Source organism: Candidatus Pantoea floridensis, assembly GCF_900215435.1.
Lineage (GTDB): Bacteria > Pseudomonadota > Gammaproteobacteria > Enterobacterales > Enterobacteriaceae > Pantoea > Pantoea floridensis.
Window position 1 is genome coordinate 4263172 of sequence record NZ_OCMY01000001.1, and the last position, 18946, is coordinate 4282117.

Genomic DNA, 18946 nt, shown 5'->3' on the forward strand with positions numbered 1-18946 from the left:
ACGTGACTTCAGCTTATCAAGAACTTAGCCGCACATTTCAGCGTCTTTCTCGCTTTGGTCACTTAGGTGCCATTGCAGGTGTCGATATGCAGACCACCATGCCGCCGGGCGGCAGCCAGGCCCGCGGTGAAGCGATGGCCGAGCTGAGCGTGTTCATGCACGAAGTGCTTACCGATAAACGTCTCGGTGGATTATTCGATGCGGCGCAGCAGGAATCGCTCAACGACGTTGAGCAAGTGAACTTGAATGAGATGCAGCGTGCATGGCAGCAGGCCACGCTATTACCGGCAGCGCTGGTTGAAGCCAAATCGCTCGCTGGCTCTCGCTGCGAACATGCATGGCGCCAGCAGCGGCCTGCGAATGATTGGCAAGGTTTCTCTGTCAATCTAAAGGAAGTGGTAAAACTTAGCCGTGAAGAGGCGCAGTTACGCGCCGACGCGCTCGGTGTTTCGCGCTATGACGCGCTGCTGGATGTTTTTGAACCCGGCATGACCAGCGCGCAGCTGGATAAAACCTTTGGTGACTTGAAAACCTGGTTGCCCGATCTCTTGCAGAAAGCGGTTGCAAAACAGCAGCAAACGCCCACCGATCAGCCAGTGGGCCCTTTTGCCGTCGAATCGCAGAAGCAATTAGGCCTCAGCGTGATGAAGACGTTAGGTTTCGATTTCAATCACGGTCGCCTTGATGTCAGCGCGCATCCGTTCTGCGGTGGCGTACCCGAAGATGTGCGCATTACCACCCGCTATAACGAGAATGATTTTCTCAGCGCCATGATGGGTGTGATCCACGAGACAGGCCATGCGCGTTACGAGCAAAATCTTCCGCAACAGTGGCGCGGCCAGCCCGTCGCTCAGGCGCGTTCAACCGCCATCCATGAATCGCAAAGTCTGTTTATGGAGATGCAGCTTGGGCGTAGCAAAGCCTTCCTGCAGCACATCCATCCGCAGGTGGTGGCGCTGATGGGCGATCAGCCGGCGCTGGAGCTGCAAAACTTTATACGCCAGACGCAGCGTGTGAAGCCGGGCTTTATTCGCGTCGATGCGGATGAGCTGAGCTATCCAGCGCACGTGATTTTACGTTACGAAATTGAGCGCGCGTTAATTGAAGGCGAGATTGAAGTGGATGATATCCCAGCGCTATGGGACGAGAAGATGCAGCAATCGCTGGGCATTGACACACGCGGTAACTATCGCGATGGCTGCATGCAGGACATTCACTGGACCGACGGCGCGTTTGGCTATTTCCCAACGTATACGCTGGGAGCGATGTACGCCGCCCAGCTGTTCCAGGCGGTGAAGCGTGCTATTCCACAGGTCGAGACGTTAATTCAGCAAGGTGAGCTGCAGCCTGTGTTTGATTGGTTACAGCAGAACATTTGGCAGCATGGCAGCCGCTTCCCTACGCAACAGCTGCTGATCAATGCCACCGGCGAAGCGCTGAATCCGCACTATTTCCGCCAACATCTTGAACAACGCTATCTCTCTGCGTAAACTGCGCGGCGGCCATTAGGCCGCCCTTTTTTCCGCCTATAACCCGCTTTGTACAATCGGTTACACGCCGATACCAATGCCTCACGGAAAGCCTCAATTGTTTTTCATATAGTGTTTTCACCGGCCCCGCAGTGGGCTACACATGAAAAAATAGTTCGAGGATTTTGCAATGAAAAAATTATTTGCACTGGTGATCGCCGCTGCTATGGGTATGTCTTCTGTTGCTTTCGCTGCTGAGACTACAGCTGCTCCTGCAACTCCAGCGACTACTGCTGCTCCAGCGAAACACAAAGCAGTACATCATAAGAAACCTGCTGCTCAGAAAGCGCAGGCTGCTAAGAAGCACAAAAAAGTAGAGAAGAAAGCGCCAGCGGCACAGAAAGCTCAGGCTGCTAAAAAGCACCATAAAAAAGCCACCAAGCCGGCTGCACAGAAAGCCCAGGCTGCTAAAAAGCACCACAAAAAAGCAACCAAGCCAGCTGCACAGAAAGCCCAGGCTGCTAAAAAGCACCACAAAGCAACCAAGCCAGCTGCACAGAAAGCGCAGGCTGCTAAAAAGCACCACAAAAAAGTAACTAAACCTGCTGCGCAGAAAGCGCAGGCTGCTAAAAAGCACCATAAAGTGAAAAAAGCGGCTAAATAAGGTTGCCTTGTAGCGCCAACACCGCCTTAACGATTGACAACACCCGGTTATGCCGGGTGTTTATTTACTGGAGTAGCGAAAAATGGTGCGTCGCTATCGCTTCGAAATTATTCTGATTGTGATGATCCTCTGTGGCATAGTTGCAGCCAGCTTTTTTATCTAGTCGTTGTAGCGTGCTGATTACTCCAATATTTCTCCCTTTTTCATCGCTCACCGACTATAGTTATCGCTCAAGCGTGATGACAATAACCTCTACTTATTCTCGCCATTGAGAGAACTATGCGCCTGGCTACCCTTTTTCTTGTTGGTCTTTTCAGTTTCAACCTCGCAGCACATGCCGATGATGAAGATGGGCCAAGCCCGGAAGACATCAAAACGTTGTTCTTTGGTAAAGATAATCGCCAGGCGATACGCGACGTAAGTGCTGCGCCCTGGGATGCCATCGGTCAGTTAGAGACCGAAAGCGGCAATCTTTGTACCGCCACTTTGATTTCAGCCCATCTGGCATTGACTGCCGGCCACTGTTTGCTGGCGCCGCCGGGGAAATTTGATAAGCCGGTAGCGTTGCGCTTTATGGCCAGTGCGAAAGGTTGGCGTTATGAGATTCATGATATTGATGCGCGCGTAGAACCTTCGTTAGCACGCCGGTTGCAAGCTGACGGTGAAGGCTGGATCGTACCGCCAGCCGCCGCACCTTACGATTATGGGCTGGTTATTTTGCATAACCCACCGTCGGGTATTGTGCCGATTCCCCTGTTTGACGGCTCACGTGGTGATTTAACCGCCGCGCTCAAGACCACCGAGCGCAAAGTGACGCAGGCAGGTTACCCTGCCGATCATCTGGATACGCTCTATTCACACAGTGATTGTTTGATTACCGGTTGGGCGCAGCGTGCGGTGTTGTCGCATCAGTGCGATACCTTGCCGGGCGACAGCGGTTCACCGTTGCTGTTGAAAAATGGCGATGAGTGGCAGTTAATTGCGGTGCAGAGTTCGGCACCGGCACCGGCCGATCGTTATCGTGCCGATAACCGCGCGATTGCGGTGCCATCGTTTAAAGATAAGCTGGAAGAGTTGGCGCAGTAAGCTGCGGACGCTTTATTCCACTGCCCACCTTTTTCTCCTTAATGTGATATTGATGCCCGCATTGTAGGGTCGCCATTCATGGCGACCACCTCACATGCGAATCGCTTAACTCAGCTGCTCCATCGCCTGCAAAATACGCTTTTCCGAAATCGGATAAGGCGTACCCAGCTGCTGCGCGAAATAGCTAATCCTTAACTCTTCCAGCATCCAGCGAATCGCCTGCACTTCGGCATCATCCTGACGCTGCGGTGGCAATTTATTGCGCCAAATCTGCCATGCTTGTTCCACGGCCTGCACTTTCAACATCCGTGCGCGGTCGCTATGCGGATCAACCGGCAGTTTCTCCAGGCGTCGCTCAATACCCTGCAAATAACGTAGCGTATCGCTCAGATGCGACCAGCCGTTGCCGGTCACAAAACCGCGGTAGACCAAACCATTCATCTGCGCTTTGATATCGCCCAGCGCCAGCGCCAGCGACATATCCACACGTCCTTTCAGGAACTTATTGATATTGAATACGCACGTCAGAATCTGCTCAACCTGTTTGGCGATAGTGACAACGGTTTCATTCAGTTCAGCGCGCACTTTGTCGCGCAGCTGCTCAAAATTCTCCTGCTGCCACGCCGGACCGCCTGCCTCCGCCATCAGCTTATCCACGCCGCAGGCGATGCAGTCATCAATCAGCTCCAGCACTTTGCCATACGGGTTGAAGTACAAACCAAGCTTGGCTTTGTTCGGCAGCTTTTCGTGCAAATATTTCGTTGGTGATGGGATGTTCAGCAGCAGCAGACGACGCTGACCGCGCCACATCATTTTTTGCTGCTCTGCTTCGCTATCAAACAGGCGGATCGCCACGCTGTCTTTCTCATCGACCAGCGCAGGCCAGGCTTTAACCTGATAGCTACCGCGCTTCTGCTCATAACTTTGCGGTAAGTCGCCAAAGCTCCAGATATGCAAACCGCTCTGCTCTAAGCCATCGTCCGCCACTTTCGACAGCGTTTCTTGCACTTTGCCCTTCAGCAACAGCTTGAGCTGATGCAGATTTTTACCTTCCTGCAGCTTGCGATTATGTTCGTCAACGATACGGAACGTCATTTTCAGGTGCTCGGGCACCTGATCCCACTGCCAGGCGTCGCGGTCGATGGTGACGCCGGTCATGCGGCGGAATTCACGCTCCAGCGCATCCAGTAGCGGCTGCTCCATCGCGGTAACGCGGCCGAGGAATGCTTCAGCGTAGTTGGGCGCGGGTACCAGATTACGGCGCACCGGTTTCGGCAACGATTTAATCAGCGCAATCACCAGTTCACGGCGCACGCCCGGAATCTGCCATTCAAAACCCGTGTCTTCAATTTGGTTCAACAGCGGCAGCGGAATGTGCACCGTCACGCCATCGGCATCCGCGCCCGGCTCAAACTGGTAGCTCAGTTTGAGCTTCAGGTTGCCCTGATGCCAGAAGTTGGGGTAATCGAGCTGGCTGACTTTATCCGCACCGTCCTTGATCAGCATTTGCTTATCAAAGCTCAGCAGATCCGGATTCTCTTTGCTGGCCTGTTTCCACCAGCTATCGAAATGGCGCGCCGATACCACCTCGCTGCCAATGCGACGATCGTAGAAAGCGAACAGCGTTTCGTCATCAACCAGGATGTCACGACGGCGTGATTTGTGCTCAAGATCTTCAATTTCGTTACGCAGTTTCAGGTTATTGCGGAAGAACGCATGGCGCGTATGCCAATCGCCTTCCACCAGCGCATGACGGATAAACAACTCGCGGCTCAGCTGCGGATCGATACGGCTGTAGTTAACCTTGCGCGCCTGCACAATCGCCAGGCCATAGAGCGTCACTTTCTCCGTCGCCATGACCGCGCCCTGCGCTTTTTCCCAGTGCGGTTCACTGTAGCTGCGCTTGATCAGATGCTGCGCCAGCGGCTCGATCCACTCGGGATCGATACGCGCGGCAACGCGCCCCCACAAGCGGCTGGTTTCCACCAGTTCCGCCACCATGGTCCACTTCGGCGGCTTCTTAAACAGACCGGAACCCGGGAAGATGGAGAAGCGCGCGTTGCGAGCGCCAGTAAATTCCTGTTTCTCATTGTCTTTCTGACCAATGTGCGACAGCAAGCCGGTGAGCAAAGCACAGTGCACTTCGCGATAAGGCGCGGGTTCGCTATTGACCGGCATGCCTTGTTCCCGCACCACCTGACGCAGCTGAGTGTAGATATCCTGCCATTCGCGCACGCGCAAATAGTTAAGGAATTCGGTTTTACACAGGCGGCGGAAGTGATTGCTGGAGAGCGCTTTTTGCTGCTCCTGCAGGTAATTCCACAGGTTCACGAAGGCAAGGAAATCAGACTCTTTATCGGCAAAGCGGCGATGTTTCTCATCAGAGGCCTGCTGTTTGTCGGATGGACGCTCGCGCGGATCCTGTATCGACAGCGCGGCGGTGATGATCATCGCTTCACGCACGCAGCCAAATTTCTGTGCTTCCAACACCATGCGCGCCAGGCGCGGATCGACCGGCAGTTGTGCCAGCTGGCGACCCGAAGGCGTCAGCTTATAGGTTTCGTCTTCACTTAAGGTGATGGCACCGAGCTCTTCCAGCAGGCGCACGCCATCCTGAATGTTGCGTTTATCCGGCGCTTCCACAAACGGGAAGGCGGCAATATCACCCAGCCCCAGCGCCGTCATCTGCAGAATGACCGATGCGAGGTTGGTGCGCAGAATTTCCGGATCGGTAAATTCCGGGCGGCTAAGGAAATCATCCTCCGAGTAGAGACGAATACAGATCCCTTCGGACACGCGTCCGCAGCGGCCTTTTCGCTGGTTGGCGGAGGCCTGGGAAATCGGCTCAATCGGCAGGCGCTGCACTTTGGTGCGGAAGCTGTAGCGGCTGATACGCGCAGTGCCGGGATCGATAACATATTTGATGCCAGGCACGGTCAGCGAGGTTTCCGCCACGTTAGTGGCCAACACAATACGACGACCGCTGTGCGACTGGAACACGCGGTTTTGCTCGGCATTCGATAAACGCGCATACAGCGGCAGAATCTCGGTGTGCGGGATATCGCGCTTCATCAGCGCATCGGCGGTATCACGGATTTCACGCTCGCCGCTCATGAAGATCAGGATATCGCCGCGACTCTCCTGACCCAGCTCATCCACCGCATCAAAAATGGCCTGCAGCTGATCGCGATCGGTGTCCTCAGCGTCTTCCACCATCGGGCGATAGCGCACCTCTACCGGATAGGTACGTCCAGAAACTTCAATCACCGGCGCATTGTGGAAGTGACGTGAGAAACGCTGCGGATCGATGGTCGCCGAGGTGATGATCACCTTTAAATCGGGACGACGCGGCAGCAGTTCACGCAGATAGCCGAGCAGGAAATCGATGTTCAGGCTACGTTCGTGCGCTTCATCAATAATGATGGTGTCATATTGCAGCAACAGGCGATCCTGCTGGATCTCCGCCAGCAAAATACCGTCAGTCATCAGCTTAACCTGAGTGGTTTCGCTCACCTGATCGTTAAAGCGCACCTTGTAACCGATGGTGCCACCGAGTGACGTTTCCAGTTCGTCCGCGATGCGATTGGCCACGGTGCGTGCCGCCAGACGACGCGGCTGAGTATGACCAATCAGCCCTTTTACGCCGCGACCGAGCGCCAGACAAATTTTTGGCAGCTGGGTGGTTTTACCCGATCCGGTTTCACCGGCAACGATCACTACCTGATGCTCACGGATGGCATCGGCAATATCCTGCTGTTTCTGACTGACCGGCAGGTTTTCCGGAAAGGTAATGCGCGGCGTAGCGGCGGTGCGCTGGGCAATACGCTGCTCGGCAGCGGCAAATTCTGGCTCAAGTTCAGCCACAATGCCCCGCTGTGCGTCAGGATTTTTTACCTTCGCCGCACCTTGCAAACGTCGGCGCAGGCGTTGACCATCACGCAGCATCAGATTATCGAGCCGCGTCCAAAGGGAGGCTAAAGAAGTGGGTGCGGGTGATGACATAGCGATGAGTTACCTATTGTTGCAGCAAACCGGACACTTTCCCGGCGGATTCAAGCAATTAATGGTCGGCATCATAGCACAATCTGGAAAACCTGCCTGAACGCGACGTGCGAGCTTATTCAATTATTTCGAACATCGAGCTCGAAATATTGCGCTTTTACCGCACGGGCTTACTCCGTACAGTGTAAAGCATTGAGCGGTAAGCCAACCGCGTAACGCACAGGAAAATACCATGAGCAACGTTTTAGTTCTGAAATCAAGCATTCTGGCTGGTTATTCTCAGTCAAATCAACTGGCCGACTTCTACGCTGAAGAAGCACGTGGCAAAGGTGATTCGGTTACCGTTCGCGATCTGGCTGCTCAGCCAATTCCAGTACTGGATGGTGAGCTGGTTGGCGCACTGCGTCCGTCTGACGCGCCGCTGTCTCCGCGTCAGCAGGAAGCGCTGTCTCTGTCCGATGAACTGATTGCTGAACTGCAAGCCCATGACACTATCGTTATCGCGGCACCGATGTACAACTTCAACATTCCAACGCAGCTGAAAAACTACTTTGACCTGATTGCTCGTGCTGGCGTGACCTTCCGTTACACCGAAGCCGGCCCTGAAGGTCTGGTCACCGGTAAGCGTGCAGTGATCCTCTCCAGCCGCGGCGGCATCCATAAAGACACCGCCAGCGATCTGCTGACACCCTACGTGAAGCTGTTCCTTGGCTTTATCGGTATCACTGACGTGAACTTTGTGTTTGCGGAAGGCATTGCTTATGGTCCAGAAGTGGCGACCAAAGCGGCTAACGATGCGAAAGACGCCATCAAACAGATCGTGGCTGCATAATCCGTATTAAACCATAAATACCCGCCAATAACGGGTATCATGCCATCATTGCCGGGCCTGAGTGCCCGGCTTTTTTATGCGTTCTATTTACGCAGCCACTGGCCATTAATACCGCGCACATACTCGCCGCTGCCCGCACGGTTCACCAATTTTTCGCCGGCGATGCGTGCTACTTCGCTGGTAGTGAGATTATTTTGCTGAGCGACACGTTGATACTGCTGCATCCGTCCATCGTTAATACGCTTGACCAGCGCGAGCGTCTCGTCGTCCTGCTGGCGTGCAGCCACATAACCGCTCAGCGTTTCCCCAACGCGCCCTTGCTGACGCGCTTCATCCAGCGTTAGCGCCCAGGCCGATGGCACGAGCAGCAGCGCGGCAATCAGGGCAATCCCCTTGCGTTTCATCATGCTTCTCCTCAAAACAGCCCGCTTTGATTCTTCAGCAGCGCTTCCACATCTTTATCCACCTTGATGTGAATTTCATGCTCAATTTTGACGTTCATATTGATGGTGATCGGCTCTTTCGGCGCGGCGACTTCAATACGCGGGACGCAACCGCTCAATGGCAGTAGCACCAGCACCAGTAATGCCCTGAGGCTCATGGTTGGGGATCCTTCTTCGAGGGTAAGGTGGCATTTTGCTCCACCCAGGATTGCAAATTATCGCCAAAACGCAGGCTGCGCCACAGCTGGAATAGATTCTCTTGATGACGGTAGTTGAGATTGACGGACTGACGGCGATTACTGAACTGGCTGGTCCCTTTCACCTCTGATTGCATCGTCAGATTGCCAAGATTATCCAAATCGATCGTGGCCCATGAACGCGATATCTCCATATAGCGCAGCCAATCCAGCGCCGCACCGGCGGCAAAATTATTACTGACGATGGCATCGGCCATATCTTTATCCAGGCGGAACGTCAGCGGACCGCTGTTGGCGATCCAGCCCTTTTCCACCAGCCAATGGGGATTGTTCACCCATAGCGGCAACTCGCCGTTAACCTTGCCTGACATAGCAAACTGCTTCGGTTTAATCGCCGTCACCAGCTTGCTCAGGTTGATCTCTTTGAGCGAGACGCGCGCGGGCTGATGCTGCGGCATGCGCAGCTCGGGCATACTCACGTGTCCGCCGAGCAGATCGAGATTCACATTGCTGAGCGTTAGCGGCTGGCGCTCCCGCCAAGGATAATGACCCTGCAAATCGGCGGTAATATTCTGCAGTGAAAACTGGTTTTTCACTTCGGCAATGCGTAATGAAACCGGTCCACGTCGGCCAAGCTGCCACTGATGATCTTTTAAACGGAACGGTAACGAGAAATCAATACCGTTGATTTCACTGTCGGGCATCCACAGGCTGCCCTCTTTTACCGTCCAGTGACCACCTGCTTCAAAACCCTGCTCGCTCGCTGCCGAAAACGCCACTTGCGCACGCAATTCACCTGACTGAATGCGCATTTTCAGGTCGCTGCTGAGTAAGGGCTGGAATACCGTCAGCGATTGCGCGGGCCACCAGGCTTCACCCCGTAAACGTTCCCCATCCCAGCGGCCATGGACGCGTACCGGGCCGATATCTTCCGCCATCAGCTGACCGCGCCAGATAAACTGGCTGGGATCGCTGCCTTTGGCTGCGAAATTGAGTTCTGAAGGGGGCAGCCAGCCGCCGTAACTGAACTGGGTTTGGCCGGATTTCAGCGTAAAGCCACCGTTAAAGGCGGGATGCTGGGGATCGCGCTGCCAGCGCACCGGTGCAGAGAGCGTCAGGCGCGGTTTAGCGACTTGCACCATGCCATAGGCCAGCTGATCGAAGCCGGTATCCAGCGTGCTAAGGGTGATTAATGTGTCTCGCCAGCTGCCGGTGCCTTTCACATCCCATTTGGCCGCCAGCGGTTCAATCACGCCCTCTCCCCAATAACGCCAGTTCCATACGCCGCTGTCCGGCCAAAAATCCGTGGCGCGGCCATCAAGATGCAGCGTGAAACGACCAAAGTTGGGATCGTGCGCCTTGAGTATCGCCTGCAGGCGACCATTAATGCCGCGCGTGGCTACGGTAACACCGGCCAGCGGCCAGCGTGCTTCATCCACTTCCAATGTTGAGAGTAAACGACCGCGCAAACGAAGCAGTGCTCCTTGCTTCAGGCTGAGCTGCGGATCCGTCAGCATGCCATGCAGCAAACCGGGCATGCTGCCATATAGTTGGAGATCGGCGAACTTACTCTCACCCGTCAACTGAAACGGCAACGCGCTCTCTGTCAGGCTCAGTTTGCCGGGGCCGATGCTTAATACCAGATTTCCTTTGCCACCGCGCCCTTGCGTCAGCAAATTGAATCGTCCGCTGACCTGGGTGTTTTCCAGCCCTTGTTGCCAGTTTTCAAGCGTTAATGTAACGCCACCCGATAGCGGCTGCTCGGCTTGCGGCCAGCGCCATTGACCTTGCGTAATACGGATTTGGCGATCGTCACCCTGCCATGGCAGCTGCAAAAGCGGGTGATCGTCGCCCTGTTGATTGACTACTAGCATCCCTTGCTGTTGTTGCCAGTTAAGCGTGAACGCCAGTGGCTGCGGCCATTGCAGCAAATTTACCGCTGCGTGCAGTTGGCCAGCGACGGGTAACCCATCGGCAAAGGTTGGCAAGGTGACATCACCCTGTAAATTCAGCGGCTGGGGCAGTAAAGGATGAGTGAGCTGCAGCTGGGCAATATGCATCTGCTGCCCCTGCAAACGGGCATCAACCTTGAGATTGTCGCCCTGATAGTGCAGTTGCTGCACATCTTTATCTAAGGTGAGGTCAAAACGACCAGCATATTGCTGAAACGGCAAAATGGTGACCGTTTGCAAGTGCACATCCGCGCCCGGCAACATCTTCTGCCACTCGGCCAGGCTACGCGGCGTACCGTTTGTCTCATTTCGCGGCAGCGATTGGAGGCAATCGCTGTTGAGCTGCACGTCTTCGGCATTAAGCTGCCAGCGCTTGTGCTGCCAGCCGAGTGCGGCATCGCTTACCTTCGCCAGCTCGCACTCGCCCGCCAGATAGCGCACCGCAGGAAAATGCAGCGCACCTTGCTGCCAGCGCGGCGTGCCGTGGAGTTCAACGCGGGTATTTTCTGGCAGCCAGATACCCACCAGACGCGGCAGCCACTGCGTGAGTGTCAGCAGCAATCCTAATAGCAGCAGTATCAGCGCCAGTAGTGCAGCAAGTGTTCGGCGAAGGCCACGCGTCATGCAGTTAACTTTCCTGTTCTTTACACAATCCTGACGAGGAGCCAAATGATGGCATGTTACGTCTCGCAAATGAAGTTTTCAGCCATATAGTCTGGCTGAAGACCAGCAAAATGCCGCGGAAAACGTTATCCTTTGATGATACCGACGTAGCATTTTTCAGGAGCGAAACAATGAAAGTTGCGGTTTACAGCACCAAGCACTACGACCAGAAGTACCTTGAACACGTCAATGCCAGCTTTGGATTTGAGCTGCAGTTCTTTGACTTCCTGTTATCGCCAGCCACCGCGAAAAATGCCGCTGGCTGCGATGCGGTGTGCATTTTCGTCAACGATGATGCCAGTAAAGAGGTGCTGGAAGAGTTGGCGACGCTGGGCGTGAAGCATATCGCGCTGCGCTGTGCCGGTTTTAATAACGTCGATCTCGCAGCAGCTAAAGCGCTGGGATTAAACGTGGTGCGCGTACCGGCTTATTCGCCAGAAGCGGTGGCCGAGCATGCCGTTGGCCTGATGATGACGCTCAATCGCCGTATTCATCGCGCTTATCAACGCACCCGCGACGCCAATTTTTCGCTGGATGGCTTAACCGGCTTCAACATGTATAACAAAACCGCAGGCGTGGTCGGCACCGGCAAAATCGGTATTGCGGCGATGCGCATCCTGAAGGGTTTTGGCATGCGCCTGCTGGCGTATGATCCCTATCCAAGCCAGGCGGCGCTCGATCTGGGCGCGGAATATGTCGATCTCAAAACGCTGTTTGCCGAATCCGATGTGATTACGCTGCACTGTCCGCTGACGCCGGAAAACCACCACTTGCTCAATGCGCAGGCGTTCAGCCAAATGAAAGATGGCGTGATGATCATCAACACTAGCCGCGGTGCGTTAATTGACTCACAGGCAGCCATTGATGCACTTAAACAGCAAAAGATTGGTTCGCTAGGCATGGATGTGTATGAAAACGAGCGTGATTTGTTCTTTGAAGACAAATCGAATGATGTGATTCAGGATGATATTTTCCGTCGCTTATCAGCGTGCCACAACGTGCTCTTTACCGGTCATCAGGCCTTCCTGACGGCCGAAGCGCTGACGGCGATTTCAGAAACTACGCTCGGCAACCTACAACAGCTAGAGCGCGGTGAAACCAGTCCCAATCAGGTAACGGCGTAATCGCATTGCGCCTGCGTTAGCGGGCGCAATTTCCCCCCATCAGCGCCTGTTCGTCACAGCGACGACCATTCGCCAGCTGGCACATACCGATACGTGAACCGTCTAACTGACGGGAAAACGCCAGCGATCCTCCGGCATTACTGCAATTCACTTCAGCCATCGATGACATAATAACGCGCGGTTGTACGTGTGCGGCAGTAGCTTGTTGCGGCGGTTCGTTATCACTATTGCTGCTGCAGGCAGAAAGTAACAGTGTCGTTCCGGCCAGCAGGAAGAGAGCGGCTTTCATCGGTTGGGCTCCGGGGATGAGCGAAAAAGTCGCACCAGCATATGTCAGGCGTGGCAAGGGATCGAGGGGTGACACAGCTTTTTACAAAATTTTCTTCCACGCTTTACAAGCAGAATTATCCTGATTGGGATATTTACCCCATTTTATTCCTGTGACATTCCCATTTTTCAATGACTAAGGAGAGATAAATGCTAACGGATATGTTGATTCGTATTGCTCTGGCCGGGATCCTCGGTGGCCTGATCGGATTGGAACGCCAGCTGCGCGCCAAAGAGGCGGGTTTACGCACCCACATTCTGGTGGGTATCGGCAGCGCAATGTTTATGCTGGTTTCGAAATATGGCTTTGCCGACATGTTAGCCAGCGAACACGTGGCGCTCGATCCCAGCCGTATTGCGGCGCAGGTAGTCAGCGGTATGGGCTTTCTCGGCGCAGGCACCATCATCATTCAGAAACAAGTGGTGAAAGGCCTTACCACCGCCGCCGGTTTATGGGTCACCGCGGCGATTGGTCTAGTCATCGGTAGCGGCATGTATGAAATCGGCATTTATGGCACGGTGCTGGCGCTGGTCGTGCTGGAAACCTTCCGTCGCATCAGCCATTGGCTGATTGGCCGTCATCACACGCTGCTGGTCCATCTCAAACCGAAAAGCGTGCCAATCGTATTGTTGGTATTACAGCGCGAAAACATTCGCTACGGGCATATAGCAGTGGTCAATCGCGATGAAGAGAGCGGCTTATGCGAGCTAAGCGTTGAGGTGACGTTGTCACGCAGATCGCCAATTCACAATATTTACGACAAGGTGATGGAAATCAAAGGAGTACAATCGCTGGAGATGATGTAAAAACCATCAATTTTAGAGGCTTGTGCGTTCACAGCACACGAGCACACAGATGAAAAAATCGCTTCATGACACTTTGCTAGACTGAATTGATTACCCCCGTAAATTTTGCGGGTTTCTCAGCGTAGCAAAGGACGATTTATGATTACCGTCGACGGTAACGGTGCAGTGGCTTCGGTCGCCTTCCGCACCAGTGAAGTGATTGCCATTTACCCCATCACGCCCAGCTCCACTATGGCCGAACTGGCAGATAGCTGGTCTGGCGAAGGCCGCCCTAACGTCTGGGGCGACGTACCGCGTGTCATCGAGATGCAATCTGAAGGCGGCGCGATTGCCACCGTGCATGGCGCGCTACAAACCGGGGCGCTCTCCACCACCTTTACTTCGTCGCAGGGATTACTACTGATGATCCCAACGCTGTACAAACTGGCCGGTCAACTGATGCCGTTTGTGCTGCACGTTGCAGCGCGTACCGTGGCGACTCACGCACTGTCTATTTTTGGCGATCATTCCGATGTAATGGCCGTTCGCCAAACGGGCTGCGCACAGCTTTGCGCATCCAGCGTGCAGGAGGCGCAGGATTTTGCCTTGATTGCGCACATTGCCTCGCTTAACAGCCGTATCCCCTTTATCCACTTTTTTGATGGTTTCCGCACTTCGCATGAGATTAACAAGATTGTACCGATCAGCGATGAAACCCTGCAGGCGCTGATGCCCGCTGACGCCATTGCCGCCCACCGCGCGCGCGCACTCACGCCAGATCGTCCTGCCATTCGCGGCACGTCCGCGAATCCTGATACCTACTTCCAGGCGCGCGAAGCCACTAACCGCTGGTACGACAATTGCACCCAACACGTTGAAGATGCGATGGCAGCATTTGGCGCAAATACCGGACGCCACTACCAGCCGTTTGAGTTTTATGGCCATCCACAGGCCGAACGCGTGATAGTCATGATGGGTTCTGGTTGCGGCACTGCGGAAGAAGCGATTGATGAGATGCTGCAGCGCGGGGAGAAAGTTGGCTTAGTGAAAGTGCGCTTATATCGCCCGTTTTCGGCGAAGCATTTACTCAGCGTGATCCCAGCGTCCGCGCAGCGCATTGCCGTGCTGGATCGCACTAAAGAGCCGGGCGCGCTGGGTGAACCGCTGTTCCTTGATGTGATGACTGCGCTGGCTGAGGCTTACAGCCGTGGCGAGCGTGCATCGCTGCCAAAAGTAAGTGGTGGGCGCTATGGCTTATCTTCGAAAGAGTTCGCACCCGATGCGGTCCTGGCCGTATTCCGGGCGCTACAGCGTGAACAACCTCCGGCGCGCTTTACCGTCGGCATTTACGATGATGTCACTCACCTTTCCCTGCCGCTGGAAGCCAACATTGTGCCTAACCGCGCGCGACTTGAGGCGCTGTTTTACGGCCTGGGAAGCGACGGCAGCGTCAGCGCCAGCAAAAACAATCTGAAGATTATCGGCAACGCTACGCCGTGGCACGTGCAGGGCTATTTCGTTTACGATTCAAAAAAAGCCGGTGGACTGACGGTATCCCATTTACGCGTCAGTGAATATCCCATCCAGTCCGCCTATTTGATTCAGCAAGCTGACTTTATCGGCTGCCATCAGCTGCAATTTATCGATAAGTATTCGATGATTGATCAGCTCAAGCCCGGCGGGATTTTTCTGCTCAACACGCCTTACCGCGCGGATGAAGTGTGGTCACGTTTGCCACAGGAAGTTCAAAGCAAGCTTAACGACAAACAGGCACAATTTTATGTGATTAACGCTGCGCGCATTGCCCGTGAATGCCAACTGGGCGCACGCATTAACACGGTTATGCAGATGGCCTTTTTCCAGCTGACGCAGATCCTGCCAGGCAACAGCGCACTGAGCGAATTGCAAAACGCGATTGCACGTAGCTACAGCAGCAAGGGCGAAGCGCTGGTGCAGCGCAACTGGCAGGCGCTGGCGCTAGCTCAACAGGCATTGCACGCGGTGCCGCGACAGCCGGTTGATCCCCGCAGCCCACATCGGCCGCCGGTGGTGTCAGATAGCGCACCCGATTTCGTCAAAACCGTGACTGCCGCAATGCTGGCAGGCCTTGGCGACAAGCTCCCCGTCTCGGCTTTGCCACCCGACGGCACCTGGCCGGTCGGCACTACGCAGTGGGAAAAACGCAATATTGCCGAAGCGGTCCCCATCTGGCAGCCTGATCTGTGTACGCAGTGTAATCATTGTGTCGCCGCCTGCCCCCATTCGGCCATTCGTGCCAAAGTGGTGGCCCCTGAAGCGCTGGCCGATGCACCCGCTTCGCTCGCATCCCTTGATGTGAAATCGCGCGATATGCGCGGGCAGAAATATGTATTGCAGGTGGCACCGGAAGATTGCACCGGCTGCAACTTATGCGTAGAGGTGTGTCCAGCCAGCGATCGCCAGCACCCAGAGATTAAAGCCATCAACATGAAATCACGGCTGGAGCATGTTGAGACTGAAAAGATCAATTACGCTGCCTTCCTCGCACTTCCTGAGATAACGGCAGAACAGCTGGAAAGGATTGATATCCGTACCTCGCAGCTCATTACCCCGCTGTTTGAATATTCCGGTGCCTGTTCCGGCTGTGGTGAAACGCCTTATATCAAGCTTCTGACGCAGCTATATGGCGATCGCCTATTAATTGCTAATGCTACCGGTTGTTCTTCGATTTATGGCGGCAACTTGCCCTCCACGCCCTATACCACTAACGCTGAAGGGCGTGGTCCGGCGTGGGCTAACTCACTCTTTGAAGATAACGCCGAGTTTGGTTTGGGTTTCCGTTTGAGTGTCGATCAGCAAAAACAGCGCGCACTCAGGTTGCTCGATCAATGTGCTCCAGAATTGCCCGCTGCATTAGTTGCTGACCTTAAAGGTGACAACGTCACCATATCACGGCGGCGCGAACAGATTGCCCAACTGCGCGCCCTGCTCGCCGCATCGTCGCAGCCTGCAGCCGTAGCATTAACTGCAACCGCCGATGCATTAGTAGAGAAATCCGTTTGGCTGATTGGTGGCGATGGCTGGGCCTATGATATTGGTTACGGCGGACTCGATCATGTGATGAGCCTGAGCGAAAACGTAAACGTGCTGGTGCTGGATACACAGTGCTACTCCAACACCGGTGGTCAGGCATCAAAAGCGACACCGCTGGGCGCCGTGACCAAATTTGGCGAGCAAGGCAAACGTAAAGCACGTAAAGATCTTGGCATGTCCACCCTACTGTATGGGCATGTGTATGTGGCGCAGATCTCACTGGGTGCGCAGCTTAATCAGACGGTGAAAGCGATTCAGGAAGCCGAAGCCTGGCCAGGGCCGTCGTTGATCATTGCCTATAGCCCGTGTGAAGAACATGGCTACGATCTCGCCTATAGCCATGAGCAAATGCGTTTGCTTACGACCAGCGGCTTCTGGCCTTTGTATCGTTTTGATCCGCGCCGAGCGGAACAAGGTAAAGCCGCGCTGTCACTGGATTCTCGTCCACCCACCTCAGAGCTGGAACAGGCATTAATGAACGAGCAGCGCTTCCGTCAATTACAAAGCCAGCGCCCCGAAGAGGCGTCTCAGTTATGGCGTGACGCGACGGAGGCCGCTGAGCAGCGCTATCAACGGCTGGCGGAGTTAGCAGGAAAAAGGGAGAAAAGTGAGTAAATGGAAAAGCCCGGCGCAGATGGCCGGGCTTTTTGCTGGTTTAACAGGGTTTAAGCTGGACGATTGCCATCTCCACGGCGCGATTCGGTGCGCCGGTTAATTCACGATAACGCACTTGCAGGTTACGTAACTCAGTCGCTAACACTTCTTTCTCGGTTGCGGCACCGCGCTGTGCCAGCTCCAGATAACATTGCCCCACCAGCCGGCATGCTTCTTCAAACACCATGTCATACGTTTGCATTTTTCACTCCTCACCTTAAGAAACTAAAAAAACTATTTGGCCATCCTGTCAGGGCCGGATGAGGAAAATATTTGCTTAGATCAATAAATACACAGATTGCGCTGGCAAAGTGTGCGCTTTGCTATCAAGTGCAATGCGTGACTCGCAGAAAAGAGATCACTTCAGGCTAGCATTCGCGCCCGCAATCCGTACCATACGCAGTCATGTTAAAAGGGTTTATTGCCGCTGAAGTTTGCTTCAGCCGCTAACGGTCCTTGTCTTCACTCTTAAGCGTGAAAATAATGTCAGAAAATCAAGAAGTAACAAAAAAAGAGCAGTACAACCTCAATAAATTGCAGAAGCGTTTGCGTCGCAACGTGGGTGAAGCCATTGCTGACTTCAATATGATTGAAGAAGGCGATCGCATCATGGTTTGCCTGTCTGGCGGCAAAGATAGCTACACCATGCTGGAGATTTTGCGCAATTTGCAGCAGAGCGCACCGGTGAATTTCTCGCTGGTAGCGGTGAATCTGGATCAGAAACAGCCGGGATTTCCTGAGCATATCCTGCCAGCCTATCTGGATGAATTGGGCGTTGAGTACCACATCGTCAACGAAGATACCTATTCGATAGTTAAAGATAAAATCCCTGAAGGGAAAACCACCTGCTCACTCTGCTCGCGCTTACGCCGTGGCATTCTATACCGCACTGCCACCGAGCTGGGTTGTACCAAAATCGCGTTAGGTCATCATCGTGACGACATCCTCCAGACGATGTTCCTGAATATGTTCTACGGCGGCAAGATGAAAGGCATGCCGCCCAAGCTGATGAGCGATGACGGCAAGCATATCGTGATTCGTCCGCTGGCTTACTGCCGCGAGAAGGACATCATTCGTTTTGCGGAAGCACGCCAGTTCCCGATCATTCCGTGCAACCTGTGCGGCTCGCAGCCAAATCTGCAACGTCAGGTGGTCGCCGATATGCTGCGCGACTGGGATAAACGATATCCAGGCCGCATCGAAACCATGTTTACCGCCATGCAGAATGTGGTGCCATCACATATGGCAGATATCAATCTTTTTGATTTCAAAGGTATCAAACACGGCGATGACGTTGTTGATGGCGGTGATTTAGCATTTGATCGCGAAACGTTGCCGGTGCAGCCTGCGGGCTGGCAGCCTGAAGAAGATGATGCGCCGAGCCTTAGCGTACGTCTGGACGTGCTGGAAATTAAGTAAGCGTTTTTTGAGAGATAAAAGGCGCGTCGCTTCGGCAACGCGCCTTTTTTATTTGCAATTAGCGATGCGGCGGCGGATCTTGAATCGGTGGAAACTCCGGGTCGTAAGGCGGTTGCTCCGGTGGAATCGGCTGTGGTTGTGGAATCGGTTCGGGAATGGGGGGTGGATCGGTAGGAATCGGTTCGCTAGCGGTGATCGGTTGCATGCCCTTCTCCTTATTGCTGAATGTCTTGTAAGCATAGGAAAGGATGGCCGA

16 protein-coding genes are annotated in these 18946 nt (G+C 54.3%); 9 read left to right on the top strand and 7 right to left on the bottom strand.

Going from position 1 to position 18946, the window contains the following annotated elements:
• The first annotated feature begins 2 nt into the window (after positions 1-2).
• From CRO19_RS19925 to CRO19_RS19935, 4 genes are all read left to right on the top strand, one after another.
• Positions 3-1490, top strand: a complete 1488-nt coding sequence (locus tag CRO19_RS19925) for a carboxypeptidase M32 (RefSeq protein WP_097097406.1) — start codon at positions 3-5, stop codon at positions 1488-1490.
• 169 nt (positions 1491-1659) lie between these two features.
• Positions 1660-2133, top strand: coding sequence for an acid resistance repetitive basic protein Asr (asr, locus tag CRO19_RS19930; protein ID WP_097097407.1), 474 nt, complete (start codon positions 1660-1662; stop codon positions 2131-2133).
• A gap of 82 nt (positions 2134-2215) precedes the next feature.
• The gene (ydgU, locus tag CRO19_RS26575; RefSeq protein ID WP_455843913.1) at positions 2216-2296 is read left to right on the top strand and encodes a small membrane protein YdgU; all 81 of its coding nucleotides are present in this window, start codon (positions 2216-2218) and stop codon (positions 2294-2296) included.
• A 116-nt stretch (positions 2297-2412) separates the two neighbouring features.
• Positions 2413-3219: a trypsin-like serine peptidase gene (locus tag CRO19_RS19935; RefSeq protein WP_097097408.1), complete on the top strand. Its 807-nt coding sequence runs from the start codon at positions 2413-2415 to the stop codon at positions 3217-3219.
• Positions 3220-3324: 105 nt separating this feature from the next.
• Here the strand turns inward: CRO19_RS19935 and hrpA are convergent, their stop codons facing one another.
• The gene (gene hrpA / locus CRO19_RS19940; protein ID WP_097097409.1) at positions 3325-7221 is read right to left on the bottom strand and encodes an ATP-dependent RNA helicase HrpA; all 3897 of its coding nucleotides are present in this window, start codon (positions 7219-7221) and stop codon (positions 3325-3327) included.
• A gap of 232 nt (positions 7222-7453) precedes the next feature.
• Between hrpA and azoR the strand changes: the two genes are divergently transcribed.
• Positions 7454-8053 (top strand): FMN-dependent NADH-azoreductase, encoded by a 600-nt coding sequence (gene azoR / locus CRO19_RS19945; RefSeq protein ID WP_097097410.1) that lies wholly within the window; start codon positions 7454-7456, stop codon positions 8051-8053.
• A gap of 83 nt (positions 8054-8136) precedes the next feature.
• On the opposite strand, the gene CRO19_RS19950 is transcribed toward azoR, so the two are convergent.
• The 3 genes from CRO19_RS19950 to CRO19_RS19960 are packed head-to-tail and all read right to left on the bottom strand — an operon-like array spanning position 8137 to position 11269.
• The gene (locus tag CRO19_RS19950) at positions 8137-8457 is read right to left on the bottom strand and encodes a YdbL family probable chaperone protein (RefSeq protein ID WP_097097411.1); all 321 of its coding nucleotides are present in this window, start codon (positions 8455-8457) and stop codon (positions 8137-8139) included.
• An 11-nt stretch (positions 8458-8468) separates the two neighbouring features.
• On the bottom strand, positions 8469-8654 hold the full coding sequence (locus CRO19_RS19955) for a YnbE family lipoprotein (protein ID WP_097097412.1): 186 nt from the start codon (positions 8652-8654) through the stop codon (positions 8469-8471).
• Complete coding sequence (locus tag CRO19_RS19960; RefSeq protein ID WP_097097413.1) at positions 8651-11269, bottom strand: YdbH family protein; 2619 nt, start codon at positions 11267-11269, stop codon at positions 8651-8653. Before CRO19_RS19960 ends, CRO19_RS19955 begins: the two co-directional genes overlap by 4 nt.
• 170 nt (positions 11270-11439) lie before the next feature.
• On the opposite strand from CRO19_RS19960, the gene CRO19_RS19965 reads away from it, so the two are divergent.
• Positions 11440-12432: a 2-hydroxyacid dehydrogenase gene (locus CRO19_RS19965; protein WP_097097714.1), complete on the top strand. Its 993-nt coding sequence runs from the start codon at positions 11440-11442 to the stop codon at positions 12430-12432.
• A gap of 16 nt (positions 12433-12448) precedes the next feature.
• Here the strand turns inward: CRO19_RS19965 and CRO19_RS19970 are convergent, their stop codons facing one another.
• Entirely contained in the window at positions 12449-12721 is a 273-nt protein-coding gene (locus tag CRO19_RS19970; RefSeq protein WP_097097414.1) for a putative hemolysin, read from the bottom strand.
• 188 nt (positions 12722-12909) lie between these two features.
• On the opposite strand from CRO19_RS19970, the gene CRO19_RS19975 reads away from it, so the two are divergent.
• A complete protein-coding gene (locus CRO19_RS19975; protein WP_097097415.1) occupies positions 12910-13566 on the top strand; it encodes an MgtC/SapB family protein in 657 nt (218 codons plus the stop codon).
• Between the two features lie 138 nt (positions 13567-13704).
• The gene (gene nifJ / locus CRO19_RS19980; protein WP_097097416.1) at positions 13705-17232 is read left to right on the top strand and encodes a pyruvate:ferredoxin (flavodoxin) oxidoreductase; all 3528 of its coding nucleotides are present in this window, start codon (positions 13705-13707) and stop codon (positions 17230-17232) included.
• Between the two features lie 40 nt (positions 17233-17272).
• Here the strand turns inward: nifJ and CRO19_RS19985 are convergent, their stop codons facing one another.
• A complete protein-coding gene (locus CRO19_RS19985; protein ID WP_097097417.1) occupies positions 17273-17473 on the bottom strand; it encodes a DUF2767 family protein in 201 nt (66 codons plus the stop codon).
• A 281-nt stretch (positions 17474-17754) separates the two neighbouring features.
• Between CRO19_RS19985 and ttcA the strand changes: the two genes are divergently transcribed.
• The gene (gene ttcA, locus CRO19_RS19990; RefSeq protein ID WP_097097418.1) at positions 17755-18690 is read left to right on the top strand and encodes a tRNA 2-thiocytidine(32) synthetase TtcA; all 936 of its coding nucleotides are present in this window, start codon (positions 17755-17757) and stop codon (positions 18688-18690) included.
• Positions 18691-18748: 58 nt separating this feature from the next.
• On the opposite strand, the gene CRO19_RS26145 is transcribed toward ttcA, so the two are convergent.
• Entirely contained in the window at positions 18749-18895 is a 147-nt protein-coding gene (locus CRO19_RS26145; RefSeq protein WP_176519178.1) for a hypothetical protein, read from the bottom strand.
• Positions 18896-18946: the final 51 nt, after the last annotated feature.

What these genes read in the sequence shown, in the direction of transcription:
- asr (WP_097097407.1), top strand. Translation starts at nt 1,660, where the DNA reads ATGAAAAAATTATTTGCACTGGTGATCGCCGCTGCTATGGGTATGTCT.
- ydgU (WP_455843913.1), top strand. Translation starts at nt 2,216, where the DNA reads ATGGTGCGTCGCTATCGCTTCGAAATTATTCTGATTGTGATGATCCTC.
- CRO19_RS19935 (WP_097097408.1), top strand. Translation starts at nt 2,413, where the DNA reads ATGCGCCTGGCTACCCTTTTTCTTGTTGGTCTTTTCAGTTTCAACCTC.
- hrpA (WP_097097409.1), bottom strand. Translation starts at nt 7,221, where the DNA reads ATGTCATCACCCGCACCCACTTCTTTAGCCTCCCTTTGGACGCGGCTC.
- azoR (WP_097097410.1), top strand. Translation starts at nt 7,454, where the DNA reads ATGAGCAACGTTTTAGTTCTGAAATCAAGCATTCTGGCTGGTTATTCT.
- CRO19_RS19950 (WP_097097411.1), bottom strand. Translation starts at nt 8,457, where the DNA reads ATGAAACGCAAGGGGATTGCCCTGATTGCCGCGCTGCTGCTCGTGCCA.
- CRO19_RS19955 (WP_097097412.1), bottom strand. Translation starts at nt 8,654, where the DNA reads ATGAGCCTCAGGGCATTACTGGTGCTGGTGCTACTGCCATTGAGCGGT.
- CRO19_RS19960 (WP_097097413.1), bottom strand. Translation starts at nt 11,269, where the DNA reads ATGACGCGTGGCCTTCGCCGAACACTTGCTGCACTACTGGCGCTGATA.
- CRO19_RS19965 (WP_097097714.1), top strand. Translation starts at nt 11,440, where the DNA reads ATGAAAGTTGCGGTTTACAGCACCAAGCACTACGACCAGAAGTACCTT.
- CRO19_RS19970 (WP_097097414.1), bottom strand. Translation starts at nt 12,721, where the DNA reads ATGAAAGCCGCTCTCTTCCTGCTGGCCGGAACGACACTGTTACTTTCT.
- CRO19_RS19975 (WP_097097415.1), top strand. Translation starts at nt 12,910, where the DNA reads ATGCTAACGGATATGTTGATTCGTATTGCTCTGGCCGGGATCCTCGGT.
- nifJ (WP_097097416.1), top strand. Translation starts at nt 13,705, where the DNA reads ATGATTACCGTCGACGGTAACGGTGCAGTGGCTTCGGTCGCCTTCCGC.
- CRO19_RS19985 (WP_097097417.1), bottom strand. Translation starts at nt 17,473, where the DNA reads ATGCAAACGTATGACATGGTGTTTGAAGAAGCATGCCGGCTGGTGGGG.
- ttcA (WP_097097418.1), top strand. Translation starts at nt 17,755, where the DNA reads ATGTCAGAAAATCAAGAAGTAACAAAAAAAGAGCAGTACAACCTCAAT.
- CRO19_RS26145 (WP_176519178.1), bottom strand. Translation starts at nt 18,895, where the DNA reads ATGCAACCGATCACCGCTAGCGAACCGATTCCTACCGATCCACCCCCC.